This window comes from Plantactinospora sp. GCM10030261, assembly GCF_042666615.1.
Taxonomy (GTDB): Bacteria; Actinomycetota; Actinomycetes; order Mycobacteriales; family Micromonosporaceae; genus KBS50.
Genome location: NZ_JBHTDD010000005.1, coordinates 119,332 through 143,893 on the forward strand (window position 1 = coordinate 119,332; position 24,562 = coordinate 143,893).

Genomic DNA, 24,562 nt, shown 5'->3' on the forward strand with positions numbered 1-24,562 from the left:
GGTGTAGACGAGGGGGTGGCCGGTTGTCGGCGGACGTCGAGGGATACCGCGAGTACGTGACGGCGCGGCTGGATCCGCTGCGCCGGACGGCGTACCTGCTCTGCGGCGACTGGCACACGGCGGACGACCTGGTGTCGACGGCACTTGTGAAGCTGCTCCGCCACTGGCGTCGGGTGTCCCGGATGGACAACATCGACGCCTACGTCCGGCGGACGCTGCTGCGGGCCTGGCTCGACGAGCGGCGCCGGCCGTGGCGGCGGGAGGCGTCCTGGGCACAGGTGCCCGACGTTCCGGTGCCGGCCGGCGGCGCCAACCGGGTGACGGAGGGCAGTGACCAGACCGTCGACCGGCTCGCCATCCTCGCTCTGCTGGCCGAGTTGCCGCCCCGGCGGCGGGCCGTGCTCGTGCTGCGGTTTTTCTGCGACCTGTCGGTCGAGGAGACCGCCGAGGAGATGGGCTGCTCACCGGGCACTGTGAAGAGTCAGACCGCCCGGGCGATCGAGTCGTTGCGCGCGCGACTCGCCCGCCCGGCGGTCGTCAGCGAGGGAGTACGCAACGATGGATGACCTACCCAATCTGCTGCGCGCCGCGGCGACCGACCCGCCGCCGACCCGCCTCGACATCGACCGGCTGATCAACACCGAACGGCGCCGGTCCCGTACCCGGGCCTGGACCCTCACCGGCACCGGCGCCGCCGCGTTGGTGGCCGCCGTCCTGGTCATCCCGGCAGTGGTGGCCGGGCCCGGTGCCGGCCCGGTCGGCGGGGGACTGCCGGTCGCCGCCCCGAACGGCACCACCTCGGCCGCCACCCCGAACGGCACCACCCCGACCGCGGTCGCGCCCTGCGCGCCGGTCGTGCCCGAGGCGAGCGGGCCACCGGGGCCGTTGCAGTCGTACGACACGGTCCAGCCGCGGCCGACGGAGGCCCCGGATGACGCGGTCGTCCGGCTGACCCTGACGCTCAACGAGACGCTCGCCCGAGCGTTGCCGGCCGGCAGCCGGGTGGAACCGGTGCAGCCGTCCTGCCGGCAACCGCAGTTCCAGTACGACCCCCAGCGCCGCGAGTACACGGCCGTCGCCCGGTTGCACCGCGATGACCGGGTCGGTGGCCTGATCGTGGTGCTCCAACCGAGCGGCACCCAGCGACTCGTCTGCATTCACACCGACGACCCGAACGGCTGCCAGCGCAGCGAGTTGCCCGGCGGCGGACAACTGCTCGCCGAGGAGGTCGCCCCGGAGGGACCGACGGGGTTCGTGCAGCGTTCGCTGCTGCTGGAACGCCCGGACGGGACGACGGTGCGGTTCACGCTCACCAACACCGTGGAAACCAGACCGGAGCAGGGACCGCTGCCCAGCGGGAAACTCCCGCCATTGAGCCTGGCTGAGCTGACCGCTCTGGGCACCGAAGGCTCCGCTCTCACCCTGTATCCGTAGGGCTCAGCCGACACCGGCGCCGGGCCGGCGGGCCGGCGAGGGGATCCGGCACCATGAACGGGTGCTGATCAGAGAAGCCACCCCCGAGGACTGGCCGGCGATCTGGCCGTTCCTGCGCCGGATCGTGGCCGCTGGCGAGACGTACGCGATGGACCGGGACATCACCGCGGACCGGGCGCGGACCTGGTGGATGCCGCCACCACCGACCCGCGTCGTGGTCGCGGTGGACGGTGCCGGCACGGTCGTCGGGTCGGCGAAGCTCTACCCCAACCACCCCGCGCAGGGCTCGCACGTGGGCAGCGCCAGCTTCATGGTGGACCCGGACCGCGCCGGGGAGGGAATCGGCCGGGCCCTCGGCGAGTACATCGTCGAACAGGCCCGCGCCGAGGGCTTTCGCGCCATGCAGTTCAACGCCGTGGTCGAGACGAACTCCTCGGCCGTACGGCTGTGGCGGTCGCTCGGTTTCGCGGTGCTCGCCACCGTGCCGGAGGCGTTCCATCATCCGGCGCACGGCTACGTGGGTTTGCACATCATGCACCGCTGGCTTCGACGCTCACCTCCCGCGGCTGGGTCGACGCGATCAGGATCGCGATCGCCCCGCCGGTGAGGAGAAGCCCGTACGCCAGCGCGAAACCGGTGGTGCCGGCAACGGTGCTGAGCAGCGTCGCGGACACCGCGAGCAGCGCGGCCGCGGCCATGTTCTCGCCGGCTTGCAGCGCGGAACTGTATTGTCCGTGTTCGCTTTCGTCGGCCATGGACAGCGTCGCGCTGGAGATCCTCGGGTAGGCGATCCCCATGCCGATGCCCATGGCGACGCAGGCGCCGATGACGACGACGAGGTGTGCCAGGTCGAGGGTGTAGAGCAGGACGCAGGCCGGTCCCGACGCGACCAGCGGCGCGGCCGAGCGGATGAGCAACCGGTGGGTGTCCGCGCCGCCGCCGAGGCGACCCTGTATCCAGGCCCCCGCCGCCCATCCGGTGGCCCCGATCGCGATGACGAGACCCGCTGTGGCCGGCGGGAAGCCCCGCTCACCCTGGAGATAGAAGGTGAGGTACACGTCGCTCGCGGTGACGACGGCGCCGAGCATGGCTCTGAGCGCGACCAGCCGCTGCGGCGCTCCGCGAAGCCGCAGAGTCCCGGGCGGCAGGATTCGACTCGCCGTCACCACGAGGGCCACCAGAGCGATCGGTACCGCGATCACGGACTGCCGGGTTGGATGCTGCCCGCTGAGGTGCAGGACGAGGAGAAGTCCGGCGGCGACCACCGCGAGGACACCGGGTCGGCCGAACAGCGGGATGGCCATCCTGGGCGTACGGGTCCGAGGTGCGGTGTCCCGCGTGACGACCATCAGGCCGGCCAACGAGGCGGCCGCTCCGGCCAGGACGATGCCGAGCACCACCCTCCAGTTGGTGAGTTCGGTGAGCAGCCCCGCGAGCACTGGACCGATCATGGACGGCAGCAGCCACGCGGTGGTGAGCAGGCCGAACATCCGGGGGCGCAGTTCGGCCCGGATGTGCCGGGCGATGAGGACGTAGAGCACCACCGAGTCGATTCCGCCGCCGACGCCCTGGAGCAACCGCCCCAGGACGAAGGCCGCGGCGTTGGGCGCCAGCCCACACATGGCGATCCCGACGACGAACAGTGTCCCGCCCACGGCGAGGGGAAGGCGTGGACCGCTGCGGTCGGCCCAGTTGCCGCCCACGATCATCCCGACGAGTGCCGTGGTGAGCGTGGCCGCGTAGGACAGGGAGTACCACCGCGTACCGTCGAGGTCCGCCATCGCCACCGGCAGCACGGTCGTGATCGCGAAGGACTCGAAGGCGATGAAGGTCATCAACGCCAACATGCTCGTGACGAACGGCCACCTGCGCGCCGTCCACAGCCGGTCGTGGCGTGGCTGCTGGTCGACGCTCACCGCGGCATGCCAACCGCCAGGACGACCTTCCCACGGCCGTGACCGCTTTCCACGTCCCGGTGGGCGTCCGGCGCCTCGGCCAGTGGGTAGACGCGCCGGACATGCACGCGCAAGCGACCATCGGCGACCAGCAGGGCCAGCGTCGCCAACCGGGTGGCCGACCGTTGGCTCCGTAGCACGCGGCAACCAAGCGCGGCGGCGAGTCGCATGTCGACGATGGTCGCGATCCGCGTGCGGTCGGCGACGAGTTCGACCGCGTCCCGCAGGTTATCGTGGCCAGCGGCGTCGAACGCCACGTCGATGGTGTCGGCGACCGCTCGGATCCGCTCCACCTGACCGTCCCCGTAGGCGACCGGCGTCGCTCCGAGCCCACGCAGGTACTCGTGGTTGACTTCGCTGGCCGTGCCGATCACTCGGGCGCCGGCGAGCCGGCCAGTTGGGTGAACATGCTTCCGACGCCGCCGGCCGCGCCGTGGACGACCACGGTCTCGCCAGCGGAGACGGACAGTTCCTCCAGTACGGTGTGCGCTGTCTGACCTGACGCCGAGAGCGCCCCGGCGGCCTGCCACCCGACCGGCTCGGGCTTGTGCACGATCTGGGACGCCGGGACCGAGACGTACTCGGCGTAGCAGCCCAGGGTGTTGAAGCCCAGCACCGCGTCGCCGACCGAGAATCCGCGGACGGCCGGACCGACGGCCTCGACGGTGCCCGCGAACTCGTTGCCGAGGATCTGCGGGAAGGCGATGGTCGCGCCGGGCGGCGTCCATCCCGCCCGGATAGCGGCGTCGGTGACCTGCACCCCGGCGTTCACCACCCGGACCAGCACCCGATCCGCCTCGGTGTCGGGGCGGGGCAGGTCGTGCATGCGAAGCGACTCTGGCGGGCCGAAGGAGTCGATGGCCGCCGCCTTCATCCGAGGGCTCACCGCGCGGCCCCGTCACCCGAGATGAAGCCGACCAGTTCGTCGATCGACCGGCTGCCCGACAACATCCGGTCACCGATCGCCACGGTCGGCACGGCTCGTACGCCGGCGCGCTCGGCGTCCCGGTGGTCGTCGAGCACCCCGCCGGCGAACTCATCGCCCGCGACGAGGCGGTCGACGGCGACCGCTCCGAGCCCCAGTTGCGTCGCCACCTCCACGGTGCCGTCCCGGCGGGACAGGTCCAGGTTGCGCCGGAAATGCGCGTCGAAGGCCACGTCCCACGCGGCTTCCTGGTCGTCCTCGCCCCGCTCGGCCGCCACCAGCTTCAGCAGCCGGTGCAGCAACCGGGAGTCGAAGGCCCGGAGCGAGTCGGAGTTGATTTCCAGGCCGGTGCGCCGCCCCTCGGCCTCGATCACCGCCGTCCGCTCCCGCCACCACTCGGGGGGCATTCCCCACTCGGTCACCGCCACCTCCGCCAGGGGCTTACCCGGGCTCGGTGGGCCGTCCGGCTCCAGCAGGAAGCTGCGCCGACGCACCCGCACCTCGCCCGGTACGCGGGCGACCGCCGCGCTCAGCCGGCGGTGGCCGATCCAGCACCAGGGGCACCGCACGTCAGCCCACACGTCCACCGTGACCATCAGGTTCCTCGCTCCCTCGTCAAGTTGAGTTCACGTAAAGTCGACTACATCAAGTCGACTTGACGTCAACCCTCATGCCGGGAGAGAGCCGAACCGATGCCGCAGATCCCCAAGGACGTCCTCTGGCTCAAGCCGGGACAGGTCGCCGAGCGGGCCGGAGTGGCCGTCTCGACCCTGCACTACTACGAGAGCCTCGGCCTGATCCACAGTCGACGGACGGGTGGCAACCGGCGTGAGTACCGCCGCGACACGCTGCGTGTCCTGGCGTTCATCCGGGCCTCGCAGCGGGTCGGGGTGAGTCTCGATCGGATCAAGGCGGCGCTCGACGAACTGCCCCGTGACGGCCTGCCGACGAAGCGGGACTGGGCCCGGATCTCACGAGAGTGGCAGGACGACCTCAACGAGCGGATCGAGTTCCTCATCGGGTTGCGGGATCGCTTCTCCAGTTGCATCGGCTGCGGCTGCCTGTCCCTGAAGTCCTGCCCCTACTCCAACCCGGACGACATCCTCGGCGCCGATGGCCAGGGCGCGCGCCGTCTCCGCTGAGCGCGGTAGTCTTGGGGGTTGCGCATCGGTGAGGCTCCCTTGCCAGGGGTGGCACGATGCCAGGTCCGGCATCGACTCCAGAGCGTACTCACCTCCGGCGATCTGGCAGGGTCGTGGCTGCTGGGCGGGCTGGCGGGATCACCGACTCATCGAACCCTGAATGTTCGTTTACTCAATGTGATGGAGGCGTGCGTCCGCCTACCGTCTTCTGCCGTCCTTTGCGCTGCTGTAGCCCACGCAACAGCTACTTAGAGCGACCCAACTGCCGATTCACAAGAATCGGCCGCGGACAATAATGTGAGCTTGGTGCTGGTGTTGCGTGGGCTACAGCAGCGCAAAGGGCGACCGAGACCCGAGGCGAGGACCGATTCACCGTCACGCAACGTATATCCGGGAAGATTTGACGCTATCGTTACCCTGCGTGAAGATTAGTGGCCCCCGTAAGGACGAGCCAGCCCACAGCACGGTCTCGCGGCAAAGTCCTGCCGCCTTCGCCGAACGCCGCCGCTGCGGAGCGGCGGCAGCGACGAGGGACGCCGTTACCTCGTCGGGCCGCCGTGCTGGCGGCGCAGTTCCGGGGTGAGCACCTTGCCGGTGGCGTTGCGCGGCAGATACGGCAGGAACACCACGTCCCGGGGCACCGAGAAGCGGGCCCGGTAGCGGCGGACGTACTCGCGCACCGCGTCCGGGTCGAGGGTCTCGCCGGGCCGCAGCACGAGGAAGGCGGCCAGCCGCTGGCCGTACCGCGCATCCGGTACGCCGATCACGGCGACCTCCCGCACCTGCGGCAGCCCGGCGAGCAGGTCCTCCACCTCGGCGGGGAACACGTTCTCGCCCCCCGAGACGATCATGTCGTCCTGTCGGCCGTCGACGAACAGCAGCCCGTCCGGGCCGAGATGGCCCAGGTCGCCGGTGTCCAGCAGCCCGTCGTGGCTCTGCCGCCCGCCGCCGGCGGTGTACCCCTCGAACAGCATCTCGTTGCCGACGAAGATCCGGCCGACCTGCCCGGGCGGCACCGGTTCGCCGTACCGGTCGAGGATGGCCAGCCTGGTGCCGTGTGGTGGGCGGCCGGCGGTGGTCGGTGCCCGGCGGAGGTCCGCCGGGGTGGCGATCGACGCCCAGGAGACCTCCGTCGATCCGTACAGGTTGTAGAGCACGTCGCCGAACCGGTCCATGAAACCGGTGGCCAGGGCGCCGGGCAGGGCCGAGCCGCTGACCGCCACCACCCTGAGTGGGGGACGCGCCGGCGGCGCCGCCTCCAGCAGTCGCTGCAGCATCACCGGTACGGCGAACAGCACGCCACACCGGTAGGTCTCTATGCCGCGCAGCGTGGCCACCGGGTCGAACCGGCGGTGCAGCACCACCGTGGCCCGCAGCGCGAAGGAGAGCTGCAGGGCCGCGTACCCCCAGGTGTGGAAGAGCGGCGCGGCGATGAAAACCCGGTCGTGGCAGTGCACCGGGATGCGGTCGATGATGGACACCAGCGGCCCGAAGCCGGTGGGGGTGCGCCGCCGGGCGCCCTTCGGTGTGCCGGTGGTGCCGGAGGTGAGCACGATGGTCCGGCCGTCCCGGGATGGTGGGGTGAGCACGGCCGGCGGGGCCGTGGCGATCAGCCGTTCCTGGCGCCGCTCTTCGATCCGCGCGACGGCCGGTGGCAGCGCCGCCACCAGTTCGGCGAATTCGGCGTCGTGCAGCAGGACGCGCAGCTCCTGCTCCCGCGCGACGGTGACCAACTGCGGACCGGACAGGCCGGTGTTGACCAGGACCGGGTCGGCACCGAGCAGGGCCGTGGCCACCGTGGCCTCGATCATTCCGGCGTGGTTGCGGCAGAGCACCCCGACCCGGTGGCCCGGCTCGATGCCGTGGCTGCCACGCAGCGCCTTGGCCAGGCGTTCGCACCGGTCGAGCAGCTCCTGGTAGCTGATCTCGCCCCGATGGTCGTCGATGATCGCCGTACGGTCCGGGTCGCGGGCGGTGGCCTGGCGCAACTCCCCGGCGAGGCTCCAGCCCCAGGTGCGCAGCGCGGCGAGTTGGGCGGCGATCCGGACCGGCGAACCGGGGCTGAGCAGGCCGCGGCGGGTCAGGGTGGCGACGACGAACGGCAGCTCCACCGGTGCCCTCTCCTACAAACGGTGGCCCGAGATGGCGCGGGCGATCACCAGGCGCTGGATCTCCGACGTGCCCTCGAAGATGGTGTAGATCTTGGCGTCGCGGTACCAGCGTTCGACGGGGTGTTCGCGCAGGAACCCGGCTCCGCCCAGGATCTGCACCGCCTTCTCGGTGACCGAGACGGCCACCTCGCCGGCCTTGAGCTTGGACATCGAGCCCTCCCCGGCGGTGAACGGCCGGTTGTTGCGGCCCATCCAGGAGGCCCGCCAGACCAGCAGCCGGGCGGCGTCGATCTCCGTCTTCATGTCGGCGAGCGCGAACGCCACGGCCTGGTTCTCGACGATCGGCCGGCCGAACTGCACCCGGCTCTTCGCGTAGTCGAGCGCGTACTCGTACGCGGCCCGGGCAACGCCGATCGCCTGGGCCCCGACCGTCGGCCGGGTCATCTCGAAGGTCCGCATCGCCGCCTGGGTGGCGGCCCGCTTACCGGTTCGGGCCCGGTCCAGGCGTTCCAGCAACGCGTCCCGGCCACCGAGCAGGCAGCGTCCGGGCACCCGTACCTCATCGAGGAAGACGTCGGCGGTATGCGAGGCGCGGAGGCCGAGCTTGGCCAGTTTGCGGGTGGTGGCCAGGCCCGCGGTTCCCGGCGGCACCACGAACGCGGCCTGGCCTCGGGAGCCGAGGGCCGGATCCACCACCGCCGTGACCACGTGTACGCCGGCGATGCCGCCGTTCGTGGCGTACGCCTTCTGCCCGGTCAGCACCCACTCGTCGGCGGCCTCGTCGTGGACGGCGCGCGTGCGCATGGCTCCCACGTCGGACCCGGCCTCGGGTTCGGTGCTGCAGAACGCGGCGACGGCGGGTTCGTCCGGTGTGCCGAAGCACTGCGGCACCCATTCCACGAGCTGGTCCGGGGTGCCCGCGCCGTAGATGGCGGCCACCGCGAGGGAGGTGCCGAAGATGCTCAGCCCGATGCCGGCGTCACCCCAGAAGAGTTCCTCGCTGGCGATCGGCAACGACAGCCCGGCGGGGTCGGCCCAGCAGTTGGCGAGGAACTCGAAGCCGTACAATCCGATCTTGGCGGCCTCCTGGATGACGGGCCACGGAGTCTCCTCGCGGGCGTCCCACTCAGCCGCGGCCGGGCGCACGACCTCGGTGGCGAAGCCGTGCACCCAGTCCCGCAGGTCCCGCTGTTCCTCGGTCAGGTCGAGCGAGAACTCGGCCATGGTCAGGCCTTGGGGATGTCGAACAGGTTGGCGATGTTGGCGGCCAGGCCCAGGTCTCCCTTGGCCTTCAGCTTGCCGGACATGAACATCATGACCGGGTTGCCGCTACCAGAGACGATCTTGAGGAATTCCACCGGGCCCATCGTGAGGCTCAGCTTCGGGTCCCGCTGCGGCGTCTCCGAGACGGTGCAGGTGCCGTTCTCGATGACCACCTCGTAGGTGTCGGTGCCGCCGTCCGGGCGACCGGTGATGCCCCAGTGGATGACGGCGTTGGTGGAGCCGGCGCGGTCCGCCCGGAACAGGGCCGGCATCCGGCCGAAGACCTCGTTGAGGATCTTGCCGCGGGCATCGCTCTGCATGATCTCGGCGAGTTTCGCGTCCGGGGTGGACTTGACGAGCTGGGCGAACTCCTTGGGGCCGACCGAGGCGAAGTTGGCCGGATCGAAGTCGGTCATCGTTGTACCTTCCGTACGCGAACGTGGTTACTCGTGCGTAACCCTACGCACGAGTAGGTATGCTGGCAAGGGTGCCGGCCACCTTCAAGCGATTGCCCCGCGCGCTCCGCGAGCAGCAGATGCTCGACGCGGCGGTCCGGGTCTTCTCCCGGCGTGGCTTCCACACCGCCAGCATGGACGAGATCGCCGACGTGGCGGGGATCAGCAAGCCCATGGTGTACGCCTACCTGGGCGCCAAGGAGGACCTGTTCATCGCCTGCCTGCACCGGGAGGGCACCCGACTCATGGAGGCGGTCGCCGCCGCCGTCGCCCCCGACCTGGCGCCCGACGAGCAACTCTGGCGCGGCCTGCGGGCGTTCTTCCGGTTCGTCGGAGCGCACCGGGACGGCTGGGCTGTGCTCTACCGGCAGGCCCGGGGCGAGCAGCCGTTCGCCGGCCAACTCGCCGAGATGCGGGCCCGGATGGTCGAGGTGGTGGCCGGGATGCTCCATCGGGCACTGGTCGCCCGCGGTCGCCCGGTGCCCGAGGACGACCTTGAGGTCATGGCCTACGCGCTGGTGGGGGCGACGGAGTCGATGGCCGACTGGTTGGCCGACCATCCGGACGCCGACCCGGAGTGGACCGCCACCCGGGTGATGAACGTGGCCTGGCTCGGTGCGGGTCAACTGATGGACGGTCAGTCCTGGCGGCCGACCGGCGCCAGCGGATCAGCTCGACCACAAGCGTGACGCCGAGCGCGAGGCCGAGGCCCAGCAGCAGCCCCTTGAGCGGATCGCGCTCGAACGCCATCCCACCCAGATAACCGATCAGCGCGGAGTAGAGCCCCCAGCTGATCGCCGCGAGCGAGTCGACGAGGGCGAACGATCGCCACGGGTGCCGGATCGTGCCCAGGGTGAGGGTGACCGCGGTCCGGCCGCCGGGGACGTACCGGGCGACCACCAGGATCAGCCCGCCGCGCACCGTGATGCCCCGTCGGGCCCGCTCGTAGGCAGTCCGTCGTCGACTGTCGGCGGGTAGCCGGTCGATCAACCGGGTTCCTCCCCACCGCCCGATCGCGTACGAGATGTGGTCACCGACGAACGCCCCGGCGGCGGCGACGCCGATCAGCGGCAGCAACTCGGGCTGACCGCTCGCCGCGAACACCCCCGCCGTGATCACCGCGGTTTCGCTCGGCACGGCCGGGAAGAAGCCGTCGATCACCGCGACCGCGAAGATGGCGGCGTAGACCCACGGCGAGCCCATCGTCTGGTGCAGCAGGTCGAGTACGGGTTCCATGATCTCGATCGTGGTGGACCCGGTGCGGCTGGACATCGGCCCTCGGTCAGCCGCCGGCCCCGACTTAAGTAGGGCCCGACCCTGGCCACCGTCGGGGTGCGTCCCTGACTCCTATCCTCGACGCATGACCCTCGGCAGGCTGCGGACGCCGGCACTCGCCTGGCAACCCCACCTGCTCGCCGTGACGCTCGCCGCCCTCGTCTGGTTCGCCGGCACGGGCGAGGCCGGGGTGGACTCGCGCTGGCCACCCCTCGCCATCGTGCCCGTCGCGCTCGCCTCCGGCGCGGCGGCCTGGTCGGTCCGGAACCGCCGCTGGCCGCTGTTCACCATGGCGGCCGTCGGCTGGCTCGGGATGGCGGCCTGGCCGGCGCCGGTGGTGGCCTCGTACTACGCCGCCACCCGGCTGTCTCGCAGGCACCTCGTCGGTTACCTGGTCGGGGCGTTCGTCGTTCTGCTCGCGCAGGTGACGGTCGCCGAAGCGGTCGGCGGCCGCGCACTCTGCCCGTGACCGTGCAGCGCACCATCTACCGGGTGGTCCAGGAGGCGTTGACCAACATGCGGAAACACGCCCCCCACACGGACGCCACGATCACTCTCCGCTATTTGGCCGGATCCGTCGGGGTGCGCGTACACAATGGTCCGTCCCCGGAGACGGACGGTGCCGGGACCACGGACCTGCCCGGAGCGGGCCTGGGGTTGGTCGGGCTACGGGAGCGGGTCGACCTGCTGGGCGGCCGGTTGGCCGCGGGGCCAGCCGAAGACGGCGGTTTCCTGGTGGAGGCCGAGCTGCCGGCGGGAGATCCGGCGTGATCCGGGTCCTCATCGCTGACGACGAGCAGTTGGTCCGGACCGGGCTCCGGCTGATCCTGGAGGCCGACCCGGGGCTCGCGGTGGTCGGCGAGGCGGCGGACGGGGCCGAAGCCGTACGCCAGACCGGCCGGCTCCGCCCGGACGTGGTGCTGCTGGACGTACGCATGCCACAGACCGACGGGCTGACCGCCGCGACAGAGATCGGTGCCCTGCCGGACCCGCCGGCCGTCATCATGCTGACCACCTTCGACCTGGACGAGTATGTCCACCGGACGCTGCGGGCCGGTGCCGTCGGGTTCCTGCTGAAGGACACGCCGCCGAAGGAACTGGCCATCGCCGTCCGGACCGTGGCGGCCGGCAACGCCATGCTGGCGCCGACGGTCACCCGCCGGTTGATCAGTTCGTTCGCCGAACGCGGCCCGGTCAGGCACGATGTCGCCCGTCGGCAACTCGACCGGCTCACCCCGCGGGAGCGGGCGGTGGTCCGTGAGGTGGGCCGCGGCCTCGCCAACGCGGAGATCGCCAGCCGGCTGACCATGGGCGAAGCCACGGTCAAGGCGCACGTCAGCTCGGCCCTGGCCAAGCTCGACCTGACCAACCGCGTGCAGCTCGCACTACTCGTCCACGACGCCGACCTGGGGGAGAACTGACCGTCCTCAGACGGTTCCGGTGAGGTGGGGCTTGCCGGAGCGGGCGCTGTGCAGGGCGAACGACCAGCCGGCGTCGACCGCGTCCGCGCTGAACGCGACTGTGGACGGCAGCGGCAGCGGCAGTTTGAACGACACGTCCACCGTGTACGCGTCGGGCAGCCGCCCCTCCAGCGCCGCCAGGCAGCGGGCCTTGCTCCACATGCCATGCGCGATCGGGCGCGGGAAGCCGAGCAGCCGGGCGCCGAGTCGCGAGGTGTGGATCGGGTTGTGGTCGCCGGACACCTTCGCGTACTCCGGGCCGACTCGCGGCTCGACCCGCCAGTGCGCGGACGGGGCCGGCGGCGCCGGACGGTCGCCCCGGTCGCGCCGCTCGCCGCCGTTCGGGGTGCGCTCCTTGCTCAGATACGTCGACACGTCGCGCCACACCTCGACACCATCGACCGTGGCGGTGGCGATGACGTCGACCTGCCGTCCTCGCGGATGCGGGCGCAGGTCGGCGGCGCGGACCGACAGGTCGAGGCGGTCGCCCGCGTCGATCGGCTGGCGCACCGTGATCCGGTTGGTCAGGTGCACGAGGCCGACCATGGGAAACGGGAAGTCCGGCGCCGTCATCAGTCGCAGGGTCAACGGGAAGGCCAGCACGTGCGGGTACGTCACCGGCAGCGTGTCGGTGAGCCGGAACCCGCAGACCCGGTCGTAGCGGGCCAGGTGGTCCCGGTCGACGGGCACGTCCCGCACGGTCAGTTCCACGTCGGGCAACTCGCCCGCGCGGCGGGCCCCGCCCAGCCCTGGAACCAGGGACAGCGCCGCCCGCCGGTAGAGCGGACCGGCGGCCGGCATCGCCGGCAACTCGACCACTGACATGTTCACGCCCCCAACAGGCTCTGCCCACACACCCGTACGACGTTGCCGGTGATCCCGCCGGAGGCGGGGCTGGCGAACCAGGCGATGGCCTCGGCGACGTCCACCGGCAGGCCACCCTGCGCCATGCTGTTCATCCGCCGGCCGGCCTCACGCAGCATGACCGGGATGCGGGCGGTCAGCCGGGTCTCGATGAAACCGGGCGCCACCGCGTTGACGGTGATCTCGCGGGGGGCCAGGACCGGCGCCATGGCCTGGACCAGACCAATCACCCCGGCCTTGGAGGTGGCGTAGTTGGTCTGCCCACGGTTGCCCGCGATACCCGCGATCGACGACACGCCGATGAGCCGGCCGCCGGCGCGGATCAGGTCCCGGTCCAGCAGCACCTCGTTGATCCGCTCCTGGCTGGACAGGTTGACGTCGAGCACGGTGTCCCAGCGGGCCGGGTCCATCCGGCCGAGCGTCTTGTCCCGGGTGATGCCGGCGTTGTGCACCACGATGTCGAGCTGCCCGTGCCGGTCGGCGACGTGCCGGGCCAACCGAACCGGTGCGTCCGCGGCGGTCAGGTCGAGCTGCACCGCCTCACCGCCGATGCTGTTCACCACCCGCATCAGCTCGTCGCCGGCGGCCGGGATGTCCAGGGCGATGACCCGTGCCCCGTCCCGGGCGAGCACCTTCGCCAGTTCCGCGCCGATGCCCCGGGCCGCGCCGGTGACCAGCGCCACCCGCCCCGACAGCGGCCGGACCCAGTCGTCCGGGGCGGTGGCCGCGCCAGCGCCGATCCGGATCACCTGCCCGGAGACGTACGCCGACCGGCCGGAGAGCAGGAACCGCAGGGTCGACTCCAGGCTCACCAGGGTGGCGGCGGCCGGCCCGTCCGCGGTCGTGGCGACATAGACGAGCTGGGCGGTGGTGCCGCGGCCGAACTCCTTACCGATGCTGCGGGTGAGGCCCTCCAGGGCCCGCTGTGCGGTGGCCGCCCGGGGTGAGTCGCACTCCTCCGGCGGGGTGCCGAGGACGATCACCCGTCCACTCGGGCCGAGCGACCGGGCCAGCGGGTGGAAGAAGTCGTACAGGGCGCGCAGGCCGGTGGAGTCGGCGATCCCGGACGCGTCGAAGATCAGCGCGGCCGGGCGCTGGGAGCGCTCGCCGTCCGTCGGGCCGCTTGCCGGTTCCGCCGCCTGCCGCGACTCGGCGTCGGGCGGGCCCACCTCGACCCCGGCACCGGTGAGGATCTCCTCGACGGCTTTGGCCAGCCGGCCCTCCGGCGCGGCACCCAGCAGCGCGGGACCGGGCAGCAGCGGGTCGCCGAGCCGGTAGCGGCGCAGCCGGGGAGGGTCGGGCAGGCCGAGCCGTTTGACCAGGGTCCGGCCCGGCGCGGTGTTGGCGAAGCTCGCGTACCGGTCGCTCATAGGCGTAGCCTACTGGTGAGTAGGTTAGACGCAAGCCCCGAATCGCTGAAGGAGGCGTGCCGTGCAGGGTGTCCGTCGAGTCGTGGTCGTCGGAGGAAACCGGATCCCGTTCGCCCGGTCCAACGGCCGGTACGCCCGCGCGTCGAACCAGGACATGCTCACCGCCGCGCTGGACGGGCTGGTCGCCCGGTTCGGCCTGGCCGGTGAGCGGATGGGCGAGGTGGTCGCCGGTGCCGTCCTGAAGCACTCCCGGGACTACAACCTGACCCGTGAGGTGGTGCTCGGTTCGCGGCTCGACCCGCACACTCCCGCGTACGACATCCAGCAGGCCTGCGGCACCGGCCTGGAGGCGGCCATCCTGGTCGCCAACAAGATCGCTCTGGGTCAGCTCGACGCCGGGATCGCCGGCGGCGTCGACACCACCTCGGACGCGCCGCTCGCGGTCAACGAGGACCTGCGCCAGGCGCTGCTGCGGATCAACTCCGCCCGTGGCCTCGGTGCCCGGCTGAAGGCCGCCACCGCGCTGCGTCCGCACCACCCGTTCCGGCCGGAGCTCCCGCGCAACGCCGAGCCGCGCACCGGACTGTCGATGGGCGAGCACGCGGCGATCACCGCCCGGCGCTGGCACATCGACCGGGTCGCGCAGGACGAGCTGGCGCTCGCCTCGCACCAGCGACTCGCCGCCGCGTACGACCGGGGCTTCTTCGACGACCTGCTCACCCCGTACCTCGGCCTGCAGCGTGACCAGAACCTGCGGCCGGACACCAGTCTGGAGAAGCTCGGCGCGCTCAAGCCGGTGTTCGGAGCCCGGGGTGCGGAAGCGGAGACCGCCACCCTGACCGCCGGCAACTCGTCGCCGCTCACCGACGGCGCCTCGACCGTGCTGCTGGCCACCGAGGAGTGGGCGCGGGCGCGTAGCCTGCCGGTGTTGGCCCGTTTCGTCGACGCGGAAACCGCCGCCGTCGACTTCGTGCACGGTGACGAAGGGCTGCTCATGGCACCCGTGTACGCGGTGCCCCGGCTGCTCGCGCGCAACGGGCTCACCCTCCAGGACTTCGACTTCTACGAGATCCACGAGGCGTTCGCCGGACAGGTGCTGGCCACCCTGGCCGCCTGGGAGTCCGCGGAGTTCTGCAAGGACCGGCTGGGACTGGACGCCCCACTCGGATCCATCGACCGGGCCAAGCTCAACGTCAACGGCTCGTCGCTGGCCGCCGGCCACCCGTTCGCCGCCACCGGGGGTCGGATCGTGGCAACCCTGGCGAAGCTGCTGGCGGAGAAGGGCAGCGGTCGCGGCCTGATCTCCATCTGCGCCGCCGGCGGCCAGGGCGTGGTAGCCATCCTGGACCGCTGACCCCGGCGCGGGCACCACGGTTACCTTGCGCGCCACGCGGTGAGCAGGTCTGCGGCGTCGTAGGAGGCGGCGAGGCCGGTCGCGGTGCTTCCGTTCCGGCTGACCGCCACCAGCGGCAACGGTTCGTCGGTGAGCGAGGCGCGGTGCCCCTGGAGCGCGGCCAGATCGTGATTGTCGAACGGTGAGCGTTCCAACCACTTGATGGATCCGAGGAAGTGCACTTCCCTGGCGATCGGTTCCCGGTCCGCGCCAACGATGTCGATTTCCACTGTGTTGGAGCGGTTCCAGTAACTGCCGACGGCGGGTGCCGCGGGCAGCGCTTCGTCCGGGAGCAGCCGGGCGAGCGACTCGCGGAGCAACGGCTCGATCGCCCTGCCCCGCCACGCCGTCCATCCCGTACGGATGCGTCGCACGGTGAGGTCGCCGCGCAACCGTTCGATCTCCGGCAGGTACGGGCCGATGAAGCGGAGCCAGAACCGCAGGTACGGATCGGTGACGCGGTATCGCCGATCCTTTGACGGCCGAGTCCACAGCGGCAACTCCGCGGCCACGATGCGCTTGGCGAGCAGCACGTCGAGGGAACGGGTGAGGCTGGTGTGGGCGATGCCGCCGGCGGCCCGGGCGATGTTGGTGAACGTGCGCTCGCCGGTGCCGATCGCGGACAACACCTCGCGCGCGTTCGCCGAGCCGGGAAACTCGGCAGCCAGCGACCGTTCCGCCGATACGAGCAGTGCGGACACGGGGTTGGTGAGTTGATTCTCGAGGAACTTCCACAGGTCGTCACCTTGCCGCCATGCCGCGCAGTGCAGTGGCAGCCCGCCAGTGACCAGCGTCGCGTCGAACGCCTCAGCAGGGTTTAGCGCCAGCATCTCGGCGACCTCGGCCGGGTTGAGCGGGCCGAGCACCAACTCCTGGCCCCGCTGATGGAATGGACGGCCGTACGAACCCAGGGACTCCATCATCGACAGGTCCGACCCGATCAACACGAGTAGTACCGGGCGTCGGCTCAACTCCCGATCCCAGGCGCGTTGCAGTACGCCCTCGAACGCGTCGACCCTGTCCATCAGGTACGGCACCTCGTCGATCACCACGATGCTCGGCTGATCGTCCGGCAGTATGCCGGCCAACTGACGGAAGGCCGCGCTCCAGTTGCCGGGCACCGCGTCCGTGAAAACGTCCCGGTCCGGCAACGAGGACATGCCGATCGCGTCCCGCAGCGCCGTCAGTTCCGCGTCGGCCGAGGCGCCGGCCGCGGTGAAGAACACCGACGGAGCGCCCGATCTGTCGACGAACTCCTCGACCAAGCTCGACTTGCCGATCCGTCGGCGACCCCGGATGAGCAGGCATTGTCCCGGTCGAGCCGACCCTGCTTGGGACGCCACCGTCCGGAACAGTTCGTCGAGCGTGTTGAGTTCTCGTTCCCGACCAACGAAATCGACCATGCCCACCACCGCGTTGAGTGTCCGCGCAATGGTATCACTGGCGGTAGTATCACTGGCGGTAGTATCGCTGCCGGCAGTAAGGGTCTATTGGGGTCGCGGACGAAGGGACACGCCGGAGGCGGCCAGGACGCGGGCGACGAACTCCCGCTTGTCGGCCGTGTACGCCGCGACATCGTCGTGTTCGCCGGCCAGCCGCAGCTTGAGCGCCTGATATTCGTCACGGAGTCCGGCATCGGCCCGTAGTGCGTCGCGAAATGTCAAGCGCTCCCGCCACAGCGCGCTGCCCGGCTCGGTGAGGTGCAGGCCGTGGGTCGGAGTGCCGGACAGCGGCTTGTGGAACCAGTGCGCCTCGTCGGGCCGGTGCCGACCGTGCGCCCAGCCGAGCCCGGCCAGCACCGGAATGGCAGCTCGGGACTCGGCGAGGTCCCGGACCCCGGCCATCATGTCGATGATCGGCTTGGCGGCCAATCCTGGGATCGAGGTCGAGCCGGTGTGGTGCACGCCCTCGATCAGCCAAGGTGCCAACGTCTCGGCCAGCGCGGCCCGCTCCGCCTCGAACCGGCGCGGCCACTCCGGGTCGTACGGGATCACGTTGATCGACATGCGGGTGAGTTTGCCAGAACCTTCTCTCCAATAACTGTTTGACAGTGGAACATCGATCCGGCTATGGTCCCCAACATGTCTTTGGGAGATGCGGACGAGGCGCCGGACGACGCGAGCGAGACGCCGGACGACGCCCATCGCACCGCCAACCTGCGGGCTCTCGCCCATCCCCTCCGGTTACGGATCCTCTCGCTGCTCACCAGCGGTGCCTTCACCGCCGCCGAGGTGGCGCGCGAACTGGACGTCACCCACGCCAACGCCAGCTATCACCTGCGGCAACTGCACGCGGTGGGGGTCGTCGAACTCGTCGGCGAGGAGCGCATCCGGGGCGGGGTGGCCAAGCGCTACCGCTACAACATCGAGCGCGATCTGTCCCGTCCGCCGCGACACCCCGGTGAGGGTGAGTCGACTGCCCTGGATCCGTTGATCTACACCGCCCACCTGACGGAACTGCGTCGCCGGATCGCCCTGGGCAGGCGTGCCATGGGCAACTATCTCGCCGACGGTGAGTTCTGGGTCGATCCCGATGTCTGGCGGGAGGTCCGCGACCAGATCGCTGATGCCGCCGCCCGGCTGCACCGGGCCGCCCAGCTCCCGCGTACCCCCGGCGCGATCCACGTCAGCGCCAGCGTCGTCATGTTCCGGATGGAGGATTAGATGTTCGCGCCGTTGCGCTATGCCGCGTTCCGATATCTGGCCGTCGGTCGCCTGGTGAACATGCTGGGTAACGCGGTAGCGCCGGTCGCGCTGACCTTCGCCGTCCTCGACCTGACCGGCTCGGTACGCGATGTGGGTCTCGTCGTCGGCGCCCGATCCCTGATGAACGTGGCGTTCGTGCTGTTCGGCGGGGTGGTCGCCGATCGGATTCCACGCCGCGTGGTGCTGGTCGGCTCCAACGTGCTCGGGGCGCTGACCCAGGGGGCGGTGGCCGCTCTGGTGCTCACCGGTGACGCGACGATCCCGCTGCTGATGGCGCTCAGCGCGGCCAACGGCATCGTGAGCGCGCTCGCCCAGCCGGCATCCGCGGCTCTGACCCCGCAGACGGTGCCGCCGGAACTGATCCAGCCGGCGAGTGCGGTCGTCCGACTCGGCGTGAACGCGGGCATGATCGGTGGTACGGCACTCGGCGGTGTCCTGATCGCAGCCGTCGGACCGGGCTGGGGTCTGGCCGTTGACGCGTTCACCTTCGTCGTCGCGGCGGTGGCCTTCGCCGGCATTCGGGTGACGACGGCGACGACCCGGAAGGTCCGCACCGGCATCGTGGCGGACCTCCGGGAAGGCTGGACCGAGTTCGCCTCCCGGAGTTGGGTGTGGGTCGTTGTGCTCGGCTTCATGGTGTTGAACGCATCGTTCGTCGGCGGCGTGTACGTCCTCGGGGCGGCGGTCGCCGACGAGACCATCGGGCGCAGCGCCTGGGGTCTGGTGCTCGCGGCGGAGGCCACCGGGCTGGTGATCGGCGGTTTGATCGCCATGCGGATCCGGGTGCGGCGCCTGCTGCTGCTCGGCGTGGTGTGCACGATCGCCGAGACGTTCCTGCTGCTCGGCCTGGCACTGAAACCGACCATCCCGGTGTTGCTGACCGCCGCACTGGTGGTCGGGATCGCGATCGAGCAGTTCGCGGTGGCCTGGGAGACCTCGATGGCGCAGCACATCCCGAGCGACAAGCTGGCCCGCGTCTACTCGTACGACATGTTGGGCTCCTTCGTCGCCATCCCGATCGGCCAGGTGTCCGTCGGCCCGGTCGCGGGGATGATCGGGACCCGCGACACGCTGCTGATCCTCGCGGGGCTGGTGGCGGTCGCGGTGGTCGGCATGCTGGCCAGCCGGGACGTCCGCACGCTGGAGTCGGTGTCTCCCGGGCGCGCCGAGGCCGAGCCGGCCGACGCCTCCGTCGCGCCTGTGTGACCCGCGCGGACCCACCGGGAGCGGACGGGTCCGGGCCGTACCGTTCGTCGCCGTACCCGTTCGGCACCGTGCCCGCTGTCGTGACACACCCAGCCACTAGCCTGTCCGGACGAATCACAGTCGACCCGTAAGGCGTTCCTTGTCTGCCACACCACCGCCGTCCGATGTGCAGCAGCCCACCGTGCCGCCAGCCGGTCCGGGCCCCACCGTCCCGCCGGGGCCCCGGGGGGCGGTGAGCAGGTCGACCGGAGACGCCGGCAGGACAGTTCAGATCGTCGTCGGGCTGCTGCTGACGTTCCCGGCCGTCGGCGGCCTGCTCTGGTCGTACGTGCTGCCGACGATCAACACCGTGACGGAGAGCTTCGGGACGGAAGCCGACCCCCTCGGCCGATCCGTCGGGGCCTCGGGGGATGGAAACTACAAGCAAACGTTCGACAGCGGATTCGTCGGTGACGTCGGGTTCGCGCTGCTGCTCGCCATCGTCCCGCTGCTGCTGGCGCTGGTGGTCGCGCCGCTGCTGGCGCTGGCCGCCAGCCGGGCGGGCCGGATGGCCCGCCTGGCGACCCGGGCGCTGCTCGCCCTGCCGCTCGCCGCGTACGCGCCGCTCGCGGTGGCCGCGTCGTGGACCAGCCACCGTTTCGGCACCGACACCACGGCGTGGCGGGAGTCGCCGACAGCCACCTCGGTCCGCACGGTGGCGTTGCTTACCGCTGGGCTGGTGGTGGCGGTGAGCGCCACGCTGTTCCTCAGCGTGCTGCGCCGTCCCGGCCGGAAGGGGCCGGCCCTGGCGGCTGTCGGAGGCGTGCTCGGCCTCGCCGTCGTCGCCGTGACGGTGCAGTCCTGGTCCTTGCAACTCCCCATGCTCGCCGGCGGATCGGACCACACCGGCCCGATGCCGACGGCCATCCTCGGCGGTGTTCGCGGCCTGGGGATGGGCGTCGGGGCGGCCGGAAGCACGCTGCTCCTCGCGCTGCTGGCGGTGCTCGGCCTCGCGGCGGTCGCTCTGCTGTTGCTCACCCGGACCCGGATCACCTTCACCGGATGGCGGGACCGGTCGGACGAGCCGGCTGGCGAGGACCGGAGCCCGGGGGCGCTCGCGCTGACCGCCGTCGGGCTGCTGGCGTTCGTCGGGGTGCTGGCGTACGTGTTTTCGCCCTGGTTGGGCGACCTGTTCGGCGATTCGGAACTGCCTTCCGGGCTGTCCACCGGCGAGATCCGGGCCAACACCTGGCTTCCGCCGCTGGTCTCGACGGTGGTCGGGGTGTCCCTCGCCGTCCTGGCGGGATTCGGCATCGGCGGCCTGCGTCCGCTCGGCCGGGCCAGCGAACTCCTCCTGTTGCCGTTCGCGCCGTGGCTCTTCGTGGGCGATGGCCCGCTCGCTCTCGCCCACTTCCAGCGGACGCAGGAGGCCGACCAGATCAGCACCTTCGCCGGTCTGGTGTCACCGGGCTGGTTGTGCATCCCCGCGCTTGTGGTGTTCACGCTCTTCTTCCGTGGGCAGCACGAACGATGGACGGCCGGTGGTCGGTTCGCATCCACCATGCTGGTGCCGGCACTGCCGCTGGTGGCCGCCGCCGGGCTGCTCACGTGGCTGGTCAATGCCCAGGGCTGGCTCTGGTCGCAACTGGTCGTTACCGACATGGACCGCGCCCCGGCGAGCAACCTGCTCATGGCGGGGATAGCCCAGTTCGGCCAACGGCCCGAGCGGATGCGCGCGTTCATCGCCGAGGTGCTGCCGCTTCCGCTGTTGCTGTTCTTCCTGGTGGCATTCGTGGCAGCGCAGGTGTTCCTCCTCGACCGACTGGCCATCCGAGCCGGCCGAACCGACCGCGACGCCTGACCGGGGCCCGGACCTGCCCTGGGCCCAGCGGTCCGGACCTGTCCGGTCCGAGAGCGCGGACCCTCCGGCCCGGGGGCCGGGCGGGTCGGGGGTGCCGGACAATGGTGGTCGTGACGACGATCCCGAACGTGCTCGCCGCCCGGTACGCCTCCGCCGAACTCGCCCAGCTCTGGTCGCCGGAGGAGAAGATTCGGCTGGAGCGCCGGCTCTGGCTCGCTGTGCTCCGCGCGCAGCGGGACCTGGGCGTGCCGGTGCCTGACGGGGTGGTCGAGGCGTACGAGCGGGTGCTGGAGACCGTCGACCTGGACTCGATCGCGGCGCGGGAGCGGGTCACCCGGCACGACGTCAAGGCGCGGATCGAGGAGTTCAGCGCGCTGGCCGGGCACGAGCAGATCCACAAGGGCATGACCTCGCGCGACCTGACCGAGAACGTCGAACAGCTCCAGGTACGCAGGTCGCTGGAGCTGGTCCGAGACCGCGTGGTGGCCACCCTCGCACGGCTGGCGCGGCTCGCCGTGGAGCATTCCGACCTGGTCATGACCGGGCGGTCGCACAACGTCGCCGCCCAGGCGACCACGCTGGGCAAGCGGTTCGCGTCGACCGCCGAGGAACTGCTCATCGGGTACGAACGACTGGCGGGCCTGATCGAGCGCTACCCGCTGCGCGGCATCAAGGGTCCGGTGGGGACCGCGGCCGACCAGCTCGACCTGTTCGACGGCGACGCCGGCAGGGTCGCGGAGTTGGAGCGGCGGGTGGCCGGTCACCTCGGCTTCACCCGGGTGCTGGACAGCGTGGGGCAGGTCTACCCGCGCTCGCTGGACTTCGACGTACTTTCGGCGCTGGCCCAGGCCGCCGCCGCGCCGTCGTCGCTGGCCACCACCATCCGGCTGATGGTGGGTCAGGAGCTGGCCACCGAGGGCTTCAAGCCGGGTCAGGTCGGGTCCAGCGCCATGCCGCACAAGATGAACACCCGGTCCAGCGAGCGGGTGAACGGCCTTGCCGTGGTCATCCGGGGTTACCTGTCGATGGTCGGCGAGCTGGCCGGCGACCAGTGGAACGAGGGTGATGTCTCCTGCTCGGTGGTTCGCCGGGTGGCACTGCCGGACGCGTTCTTCGCCGCCGACGGCCTGTTCCAGACCTTCCTCACCGTGCTTGACGAGTTCGGGGCGTACCCGGCGGTGATCGGGCGAGAGCTGGACCGGTACCTGCCGTTCCTGGCCACCACCAAGATCCTGGTGGCGGCGGTCCGGAGGGGGGTCGGCCGGGAGGTCGCGCACGAGGTGATCAAGGAGCACGCGGTCGCCGTGGCGCTTGGTATGCGGGAGAAGGGCGCCGCCGACAACGATCTGTTCGACCGGCTGGCGGCCGATGACCGGCTGAGGCTGAGCCGTGCTGAGATCGACGAACTGGTGGCCGACCGGTCGGCCTTCGTCGGCGCCGCCCCCGCCCAGGTGCGGGCGGTCGTCGAGCGGATGGCGGCGGTGGTCGACGCCCATCCCCGAGCGGCGGACTACCACCCCGCACCGATCCTCTAGCCGGTTCGGGCGGACCCATGGAAGGCGCACGCCGGAGCCACAACTGAGCCAACCTGAGCCAAGATGATGCCATTCTGAGCCAAATACTGTTGCCATGGCGCCTTCCTGGTGCCATAGTGGTGCCATGGAACTGACGTCGTATGTACACGGCCTCGGCCGCGAGTTCGCCACCCTTGCCGAGGCCGGCGGCGACGAGGCGCGCGCGTTGATCGAGCGCCTGGCCGGGTCGCTCGATTCGGCCATCCGCATGACCCTGCTGGACGCACTGTCCGCCGCCGCCGACGAGATAACCCGCGACCTGGCTCCGGGCTCCGTGGAGCTGCGCCTGCGGGGGCGCGATCCGGAGTTCGTGGTGACGTCACCGCCCGCCGGACCGGTCGAGGGCGCCGCCGAGCACGCCACGGCGACGGCCGACGGAGAGCCGCTGATCGCCGAGGACGGCCCGGCCGTGCGGATCAACGTCCGGCTACCCGAGCAGCTGAAGGTGGCCGCCGAGGAGGCCGCGACCAGGGAGGGACGCTCGGTCAACGCCTGGCTGGTCCGAGCGGCCACCGCCGCCCTGGCGCGGTCCGACCGGGAGCAACGTCCCCAGCCGCGCGGCAGCTCGAAACGCGCCAAGCAGGGCTTCACCGGCTGGGTGCACTGACCGCACCGCACACCGCATGACCACGCGCCGGACAACCACCGCGCCGTCGCGCATCGCGTCCCCCTGACCTGCGGGGACGACTCACCAACCGATGAATAGGGGACAACCATGCCTGCTTACGAAACGCCGGGACCGATCTCCGTCATGATCGAACTTGGCGTCGCGCACGTCCGCGTCGCCGCGAGCGACCGGGCCAACACCGTCGTCGAGGTTCGACCGAGTGACGAGTCCGACGACTCCGACGTCCAGGCCGCCGCGCAGGTCCGGGTCGAGCACAGCGACGGCACGCTGCGGATCACCGGCCCGAAGCGCACGTTCGACTTCTCCAGGAAGACCCGGTCGGTGGACGTTTCCATCGAGCTGCCAAGCGGTTCCTCGGTCTCCGCTCACCTGTTGATGGGCGACATTCGCGGTGCCGGCACGCTCGGCGTGTGCCGGCTCAAGACCACCGGCAACGTCTGGCTCGACCGGACTGGCCCGCTGCGCCTGCACACCGGGTTCGGGAACGTCACCGTCAACAGCGTCACGGGCGACGCTGAGGAGATCTCCACGGGCTCCGGCACGATCCAGGTTGGTGCGATCGAGGGCGCCGCGACGGTCAAGAACTCCAACGGCGACAGCACAATCGAGCTGGTCACCCACGACGTGCGGGTACGCAACGCCAACGGCGCCATCGACATCGAGCGCGTCGGCGCCGGCGTCGACGCGAAGACGTCCAACGGCAGCATCCGGCTCGGCGAGGTCACGCGAGGCTCGGCCACGCTCGAAACGGCGGCCGGCGACCTGGACATCGGCATCGCTCAGGGCACCGCCGCCTGGCTGGACCTGAACACCGGGTTCGGGCGCGTCCGCAACGAGCTGGAGAACGCCGCCGGACCGGGTGACACGGCCCAGACCGTCGAGGTACGCGGTCGCACTTCCTACGGCGACATCACCATCCACCGTTCCTGATCCAGTTCCACCCGGTGCGCTGAAACCGGCGT

26 protein-coding genes and 1 pseudogene are annotated in these 24,562 nt (G+C 71.0%); 15 read left to right on the forward strand and 12 right to left on the reverse strand.

Features of this window, described 5'->3' with window-relative positions; all coding sequences use genetic code 11:
- The first annotated feature begins 23 nt into the window (after positions 1 to 23).
- From ACFQUZ_RS08330 to ACFQUZ_RS08340, 3 genes are all read left to right on the forward strand, one after another.
- Complete coding sequence (locus ACFQUZ_RS08330; RefSeq protein WP_377439673.1) at positions 24 to 566, forward strand: SigE family RNA polymerase sigma factor; 543 nt, start codon at positions 24 to 26, stop codon at positions 564 to 566.
- Positions 559 to 1,434: a hypothetical protein gene (locus tag ACFQUZ_RS08335; RefSeq protein ID WP_377439675.1), complete on the forward strand. Its 876-nt coding sequence runs from the start codon at positions 559 to 561 to the stop codon at positions 1,432 to 1,434. Before ACFQUZ_RS08330 ends, ACFQUZ_RS08335 begins: the two co-directional genes overlap by 8 nt.
- Positions 1,435 to 1,495: 61 nt before the next feature.
- Positions 1,496 to 2,041 carry a GNAT family N-acetyltransferase gene (locus ACFQUZ_RS08340; RefSeq protein WP_377439678.1) on the forward strand — a complete coding sequence of 182 codons (546 nt, stop codon included), beginning with the start codon at positions 1,496 to 1,498 and terminating at the stop codon, positions 2,039 to 2,041.
- On the opposite strand, the gene ACFQUZ_RS08345 is transcribed toward ACFQUZ_RS08340, so the two are convergent.
- Genes ACFQUZ_RS08345 through ACFQUZ_RS08360 form a run of 4 tightly spaced genes read right to left on the reverse strand, consistent with a single transcriptional unit; the run spans position 1,965 to position 4,910 of the window.
- Positions 1,965 to 3,350 (reverse strand): MFS transporter, encoded by a 1,386-nt coding sequence (locus ACFQUZ_RS08345; protein ID WP_377439681.1) that lies wholly within the window; start codon positions 3,348 to 3,350, stop codon positions 1,965 to 1,967. The two genes, ACFQUZ_RS08340 and ACFQUZ_RS08345, sit on opposite strands and share 77 nt — an antisense overlap.
- Entirely contained in the window at positions 3,347 to 3,763 is a 417-nt protein-coding gene (locus ACFQUZ_RS08350) for a zinc-binding dehydrogenase (RefSeq protein WP_377439684.1), read from the reverse strand. The genes ACFQUZ_RS08345 and ACFQUZ_RS08350 overlap by 4 nt, the downstream gene beginning before the upstream one ends.
- Positions 3,760 to 4,275: an alcohol dehydrogenase catalytic domain-containing protein gene (locus tag ACFQUZ_RS08355; protein WP_377439687.1), complete on the reverse strand. Its 516-nt coding sequence runs from the start codon at positions 4,273 to 4,275 to the stop codon at positions 3,760 to 3,762. Before ACFQUZ_RS08355 ends, ACFQUZ_RS08350 begins: the two co-directional genes overlap by 4 nt.
- On the reverse strand, positions 4,272 to 4,910 hold the full coding sequence (locus ACFQUZ_RS08360) for a DsbA family protein (RefSeq protein ID WP_377439690.1): 639 nt from the start codon (positions 4,908 to 4,910) through the stop codon (positions 4,272 to 4,274). Before ACFQUZ_RS08360 ends, ACFQUZ_RS08355 begins: the two co-directional genes overlap by 4 nt.
- A gap of 96 nt (positions 4,911 to 5,006) precedes the next feature.
- Between ACFQUZ_RS08360 and soxR the strand changes: the two genes are divergently transcribed.
- Positions 5,007 to 5,456, forward strand: a complete 450-nt coding sequence (gene soxR, locus ACFQUZ_RS08365; RefSeq protein WP_377439693.1) for a redox-sensitive transcriptional activator SoxR — start codon at positions 5,007 to 5,009, stop codon at positions 5,454 to 5,456.
- Positions 5,457 to 5,995: 539 nt separating this feature from the next.
- On the opposite strand, the gene ACFQUZ_RS08370 is transcribed toward soxR, so the two are convergent.
- The 3 genes from ACFQUZ_RS08370 to ACFQUZ_RS08380 are packed head-to-tail and all read right to left on the reverse strand — an operon-like array spanning position 5,996 to position 9,246.
- On the reverse strand, positions 5,996 to 7,567 hold the full coding sequence (locus ACFQUZ_RS08370; RefSeq protein ID WP_377439696.1) for an AMP-binding protein: 1,572 nt from the start codon (positions 7,565 to 7,567) through the stop codon (positions 5,996 to 5,998).
- Positions 7,568 to 7,579: 12 nt separating this feature from the next.
- Positions 7,580 to 8,791 carry an acyl-CoA dehydrogenase family protein gene (locus tag ACFQUZ_RS08375; protein WP_377439698.1) on the reverse strand — a complete coding sequence of 404 codons (1,212 nt, stop codon included), beginning with the start codon at positions 8,789 to 8,791 and terminating at the stop codon, positions 7,580 to 7,582.
- 2 nt (positions 8,792 to 8,793) lie between these two features.
- Positions 8,794 to 9,246, reverse strand: a complete 453-nt coding sequence (locus ACFQUZ_RS08380; RefSeq protein ID WP_377439701.1) for an SCP2 sterol-binding domain-containing protein — start codon at positions 9,244 to 9,246, stop codon at positions 8,794 to 8,796.
- A gap of 59 nt (positions 9,247 to 9,305) precedes the next feature.
- On the opposite strand from ACFQUZ_RS08380, the gene ACFQUZ_RS08385 reads away from it, so the two are divergent.
- Entirely contained in the window at positions 9,306 to 9,974 is a 669-nt protein-coding gene (locus ACFQUZ_RS08385; protein WP_377439703.1) for a TetR/AcrR family transcriptional regulator, read from the forward strand.
- Here the strand turns inward: ACFQUZ_RS08385 and ACFQUZ_RS08390 are convergent.
- Positions 9,928 to 10,521, reverse strand: a pseudogene (locus ACFQUZ_RS08390) (DedA family protein); the annotation flags it as partial. The gene ACFQUZ_RS08385 and the pseudogene ACFQUZ_RS08390 overlap by 47 nt on opposite strands.
- 124 nt (positions 10,522 to 10,645) lie before the next feature.
- Here ACFQUZ_RS08390 and ACFQUZ_RS08395 point away from each other — a divergent pair.
- From ACFQUZ_RS08395 to ACFQUZ_RS08405, 3 genes are read left to right on the forward strand one after another with little or no spacing between them, the layout of a single operon-like run.
- Positions 10,646 to 11,029 (forward strand): hypothetical protein, encoded by a 384-nt coding sequence (locus tag ACFQUZ_RS08395; protein ID WP_377439706.1) that lies wholly within the window; start codon positions 10,646 to 10,648, stop codon positions 11,027 to 11,029.
- Positions 11,026 to 11,331: a sensor histidine kinase gene (locus ACFQUZ_RS08400; RefSeq protein WP_377439709.1), complete on the forward strand. Its 306-nt coding sequence runs from the start codon at positions 11,026 to 11,028 to the stop codon at positions 11,329 to 11,331. The genes ACFQUZ_RS08395 and ACFQUZ_RS08400 overlap by 4 nt, the downstream gene beginning before the upstream one ends.
- Positions 11,328 to 11,981, forward strand: a complete 654-nt coding sequence (locus ACFQUZ_RS08405) for a response regulator (protein WP_377439712.1) — start codon at positions 11,328 to 11,330, stop codon at positions 11,979 to 11,981. The genes ACFQUZ_RS08400 and ACFQUZ_RS08405 overlap by 4 nt, the downstream gene beginning before the upstream one ends.
- Positions 11,982 to 11,987: 6 nt before the next feature.
- Here the strand turns inward: ACFQUZ_RS08405 and ACFQUZ_RS08410 are convergent, their stop codons facing one another.
- Positions 11,988 to 12,845 carry a MaoC/PaaZ C-terminal domain-containing protein gene (locus ACFQUZ_RS08410; RefSeq protein WP_377440072.1) on the reverse strand — a complete coding sequence of 286 codons (858 nt, stop codon included), beginning with the start codon at positions 12,843 to 12,845 and terminating at the stop codon, positions 11,988 to 11,990.
- Between the two features lie 2 nt (positions 12,846 to 12,847).
- The gene (locus tag ACFQUZ_RS08415) at positions 12,848 to 14,254 is read right to left on the reverse strand and encodes a 3-oxoacyl-ACP reductase (RefSeq protein ID WP_377439715.1); all 1,407 of its coding nucleotides are present in this window, start codon (positions 14,252 to 14,254) and stop codon (positions 12,848 to 12,850) included.
- Positions 14,255 to 14,315: 61 nt separating this feature from the next.
- Here ACFQUZ_RS08415 and ACFQUZ_RS08420 point away from each other — a divergent pair, with 61 nt between their 5' ends.
- Positions 14,316 to 15,608, forward strand: coding sequence for an acetyl-CoA C-acetyltransferase (locus ACFQUZ_RS08420; RefSeq protein WP_377439716.1), 1,293 nt, complete (start codon positions 14,316 to 14,318; stop codon positions 15,606 to 15,608).
- A 20-nt stretch (positions 15,609 to 15,628) separates the two neighbouring features.
- Here ACFQUZ_RS08420 and ACFQUZ_RS08425 read toward each other — a convergent pair whose 3' ends face one another.
- Together ACFQUZ_RS08425 and ACFQUZ_RS08430 are read right to left on the reverse strand one after the other, a co-directional pair.
- Positions 15,629 to 17,050, reverse strand: a complete 1,422-nt coding sequence (locus ACFQUZ_RS08425; RefSeq protein ID WP_377439719.1) for an ATP-binding protein — start codon at positions 17,048 to 17,050, stop codon at positions 15,629 to 15,631.
- An 84-nt stretch (positions 17,051 to 17,134) separates the two neighbouring features.
- A complete protein-coding gene (locus ACFQUZ_RS08430; RefSeq protein WP_377439721.1) occupies positions 17,135 to 17,653 on the reverse strand; it encodes a GrpB family protein in 519 nt (172 codons plus the stop codon).
- A 75-nt stretch (positions 17,654 to 17,728) separates the two neighbouring features.
- On the opposite strand from ACFQUZ_RS08430, the gene ACFQUZ_RS08435 reads away from it, so the two are divergent.
- The 6 genes from ACFQUZ_RS08435 to ACFQUZ_RS08460 all read left to right on the forward strand — a co-directional run bounded on the left by ACFQUZ_RS08435 (position 17,729) and on the right by ACFQUZ_RS08460 (position 24,530).
- On the forward strand, positions 17,729 to 18,310 hold the full coding sequence (locus ACFQUZ_RS08435) for an ArsR/SmtB family transcription factor (protein ID WP_377439724.1): 582 nt from the start codon (positions 17,729 to 17,731) through the stop codon (positions 18,308 to 18,310).
- Positions 18,311 to 19,558, forward strand: coding sequence for an MFS transporter (locus tag ACFQUZ_RS08440; RefSeq protein ID WP_377439726.1), 1,248 nt, complete (start codon positions 18,311 to 18,313; stop codon positions 19,556 to 19,558).
- Between the two features lie 232 nt (positions 19,559 to 19,790).
- Complete coding sequence (locus ACFQUZ_RS08445) at positions 19,791 to 21,398, forward strand: sugar ABC transporter permease (RefSeq protein ID WP_377439728.1); 1,608 nt, start codon at positions 19,791 to 19,793, stop codon at positions 21,396 to 21,398.
- Between the two features lie 110 nt (positions 21,399 to 21,508).
- Positions 21,509 to 22,933: an adenylosuccinate lyase gene (gene purB, locus ACFQUZ_RS08450; RefSeq protein ID WP_377439730.1), complete on the forward strand. Its 1,425-nt coding sequence runs from the start codon at positions 21,509 to 21,511 to the stop codon at positions 22,931 to 22,933.
- 124 nt (positions 22,934 to 23,057) lie between these two features.
- Positions 23,058 to 23,579: a hypothetical protein gene (locus tag ACFQUZ_RS08455; RefSeq protein ID WP_377439732.1), complete on the forward strand. Its 522-nt coding sequence runs from the start codon at positions 23,058 to 23,060 to the stop codon at positions 23,577 to 23,579.
- A gap of 108 nt (positions 23,580 to 23,687) precedes the next feature.
- Positions 23,688 to 24,530 carry a DUF4097 domain-containing protein gene (locus tag ACFQUZ_RS08460; protein ID WP_377439735.1) on the forward strand — a complete coding sequence of 281 codons (843 nt, stop codon included), beginning with the start codon at positions 23,688 to 23,690 and terminating at the stop codon, positions 24,528 to 24,530.
- The last annotated feature ends 32 nt before the right edge of the window (positions 24,531 to 24,562 follow it).

Bases quoted from the DNA above. Each gene is read 5' to 3' on its own strand.
- ACFQUZ_RS08335 (WP_377439675.1), top strand. From the start codon at position 559: ATGGATGACCTACCCAATCTGCTGCGCGCCGCGGCGACCGACCCGCCG.
- soxR (WP_377439693.1), top strand. From the start codon at position 5,007: ATGCCGCAGATCCCCAAGGACGTCCTCTGGCTCAAGCCGGGACAGGTC.
- ACFQUZ_RS08410 (WP_377440072.1), bottom strand. From the start codon at position 12,845: ATGTCAGTGGTCGAGTTGCCGGCGATGCCGGCCGCCGGTCCGCTCTAC.
- ACFQUZ_RS08385 (WP_377439703.1), top strand. From the start codon at position 9,306: ATGCTGGCAAGGGTGCCGGCCACCTTCAAGCGATTGCCCCGCGCGCTC.
- ACFQUZ_RS08380 (WP_377439701.1), bottom strand. From the start codon at position 9,246: ATGACCGACTTCGATCCGGCCAACTTCGCCTCGGTCGGCCCCAAGGAG.
- ACFQUZ_RS08395 (WP_377439706.1), top strand. From the start codon at position 10,646: ATGACCCTCGGCAGGCTGCGGACGCCGGCACTCGCCTGGCAACCCCAC.
- ACFQUZ_RS08415 (WP_377439715.1), bottom strand. From the start codon at position 14,254: ATGAGCGACCGGTACGCGAGCTTCGCCAACACCGCGCCGGGCCGGACC.
- ACFQUZ_RS08435 (WP_377439724.1), top strand. From the start codon at position 17,729: ATGTCTTTGGGAGATGCGGACGAGGCGCCGGACGACGCGAGCGAGACG.
- ACFQUZ_RS08455 (WP_377439732.1), top strand. From the start codon at position 23,058: ATGGAACTGACGTCGTATGTACACGGCCTCGGCCGCGAGTTCGCCACC.
- ACFQUZ_RS08440 (WP_377439726.1), top strand. From the start codon at position 18,311: ATGTTCGCGCCGTTGCGCTATGCCGCGTTCCGATATCTGGCCGTCGGT.
- ACFQUZ_RS08360 (WP_377439690.1), bottom strand. From the start codon at position 4,910: ATGGTCACGGTGGACGTGTGGGCTGACGTGCGGTGCCCCTGGTGCTGG.
- ACFQUZ_RS08375 (WP_377439698.1), bottom strand. From the start codon at position 8,791: ATGGCCGAGTTCTCGCTCGACCTGACCGAGGAACAGCGGGACCTGCGG.
- ACFQUZ_RS08425 (WP_377439719.1), bottom strand. From the start codon at position 17,050: ATGGTCGATTTCGTTGGTCGGGAACGAGAACTCAACACGCTCGACGAA.
- ACFQUZ_RS08460 (WP_377439735.1), top strand. From the start codon at position 23,688: ATGCCTGCTTACGAAACGCCGGGACCGATCTCCGTCATGATCGAACTT.
- ACFQUZ_RS08430 (WP_377439721.1), bottom strand. From the start codon at position 17,653: ATGTCGATCAACGTGATCCCGTACGACCCGGAGTGGCCGCGCCGGTTC.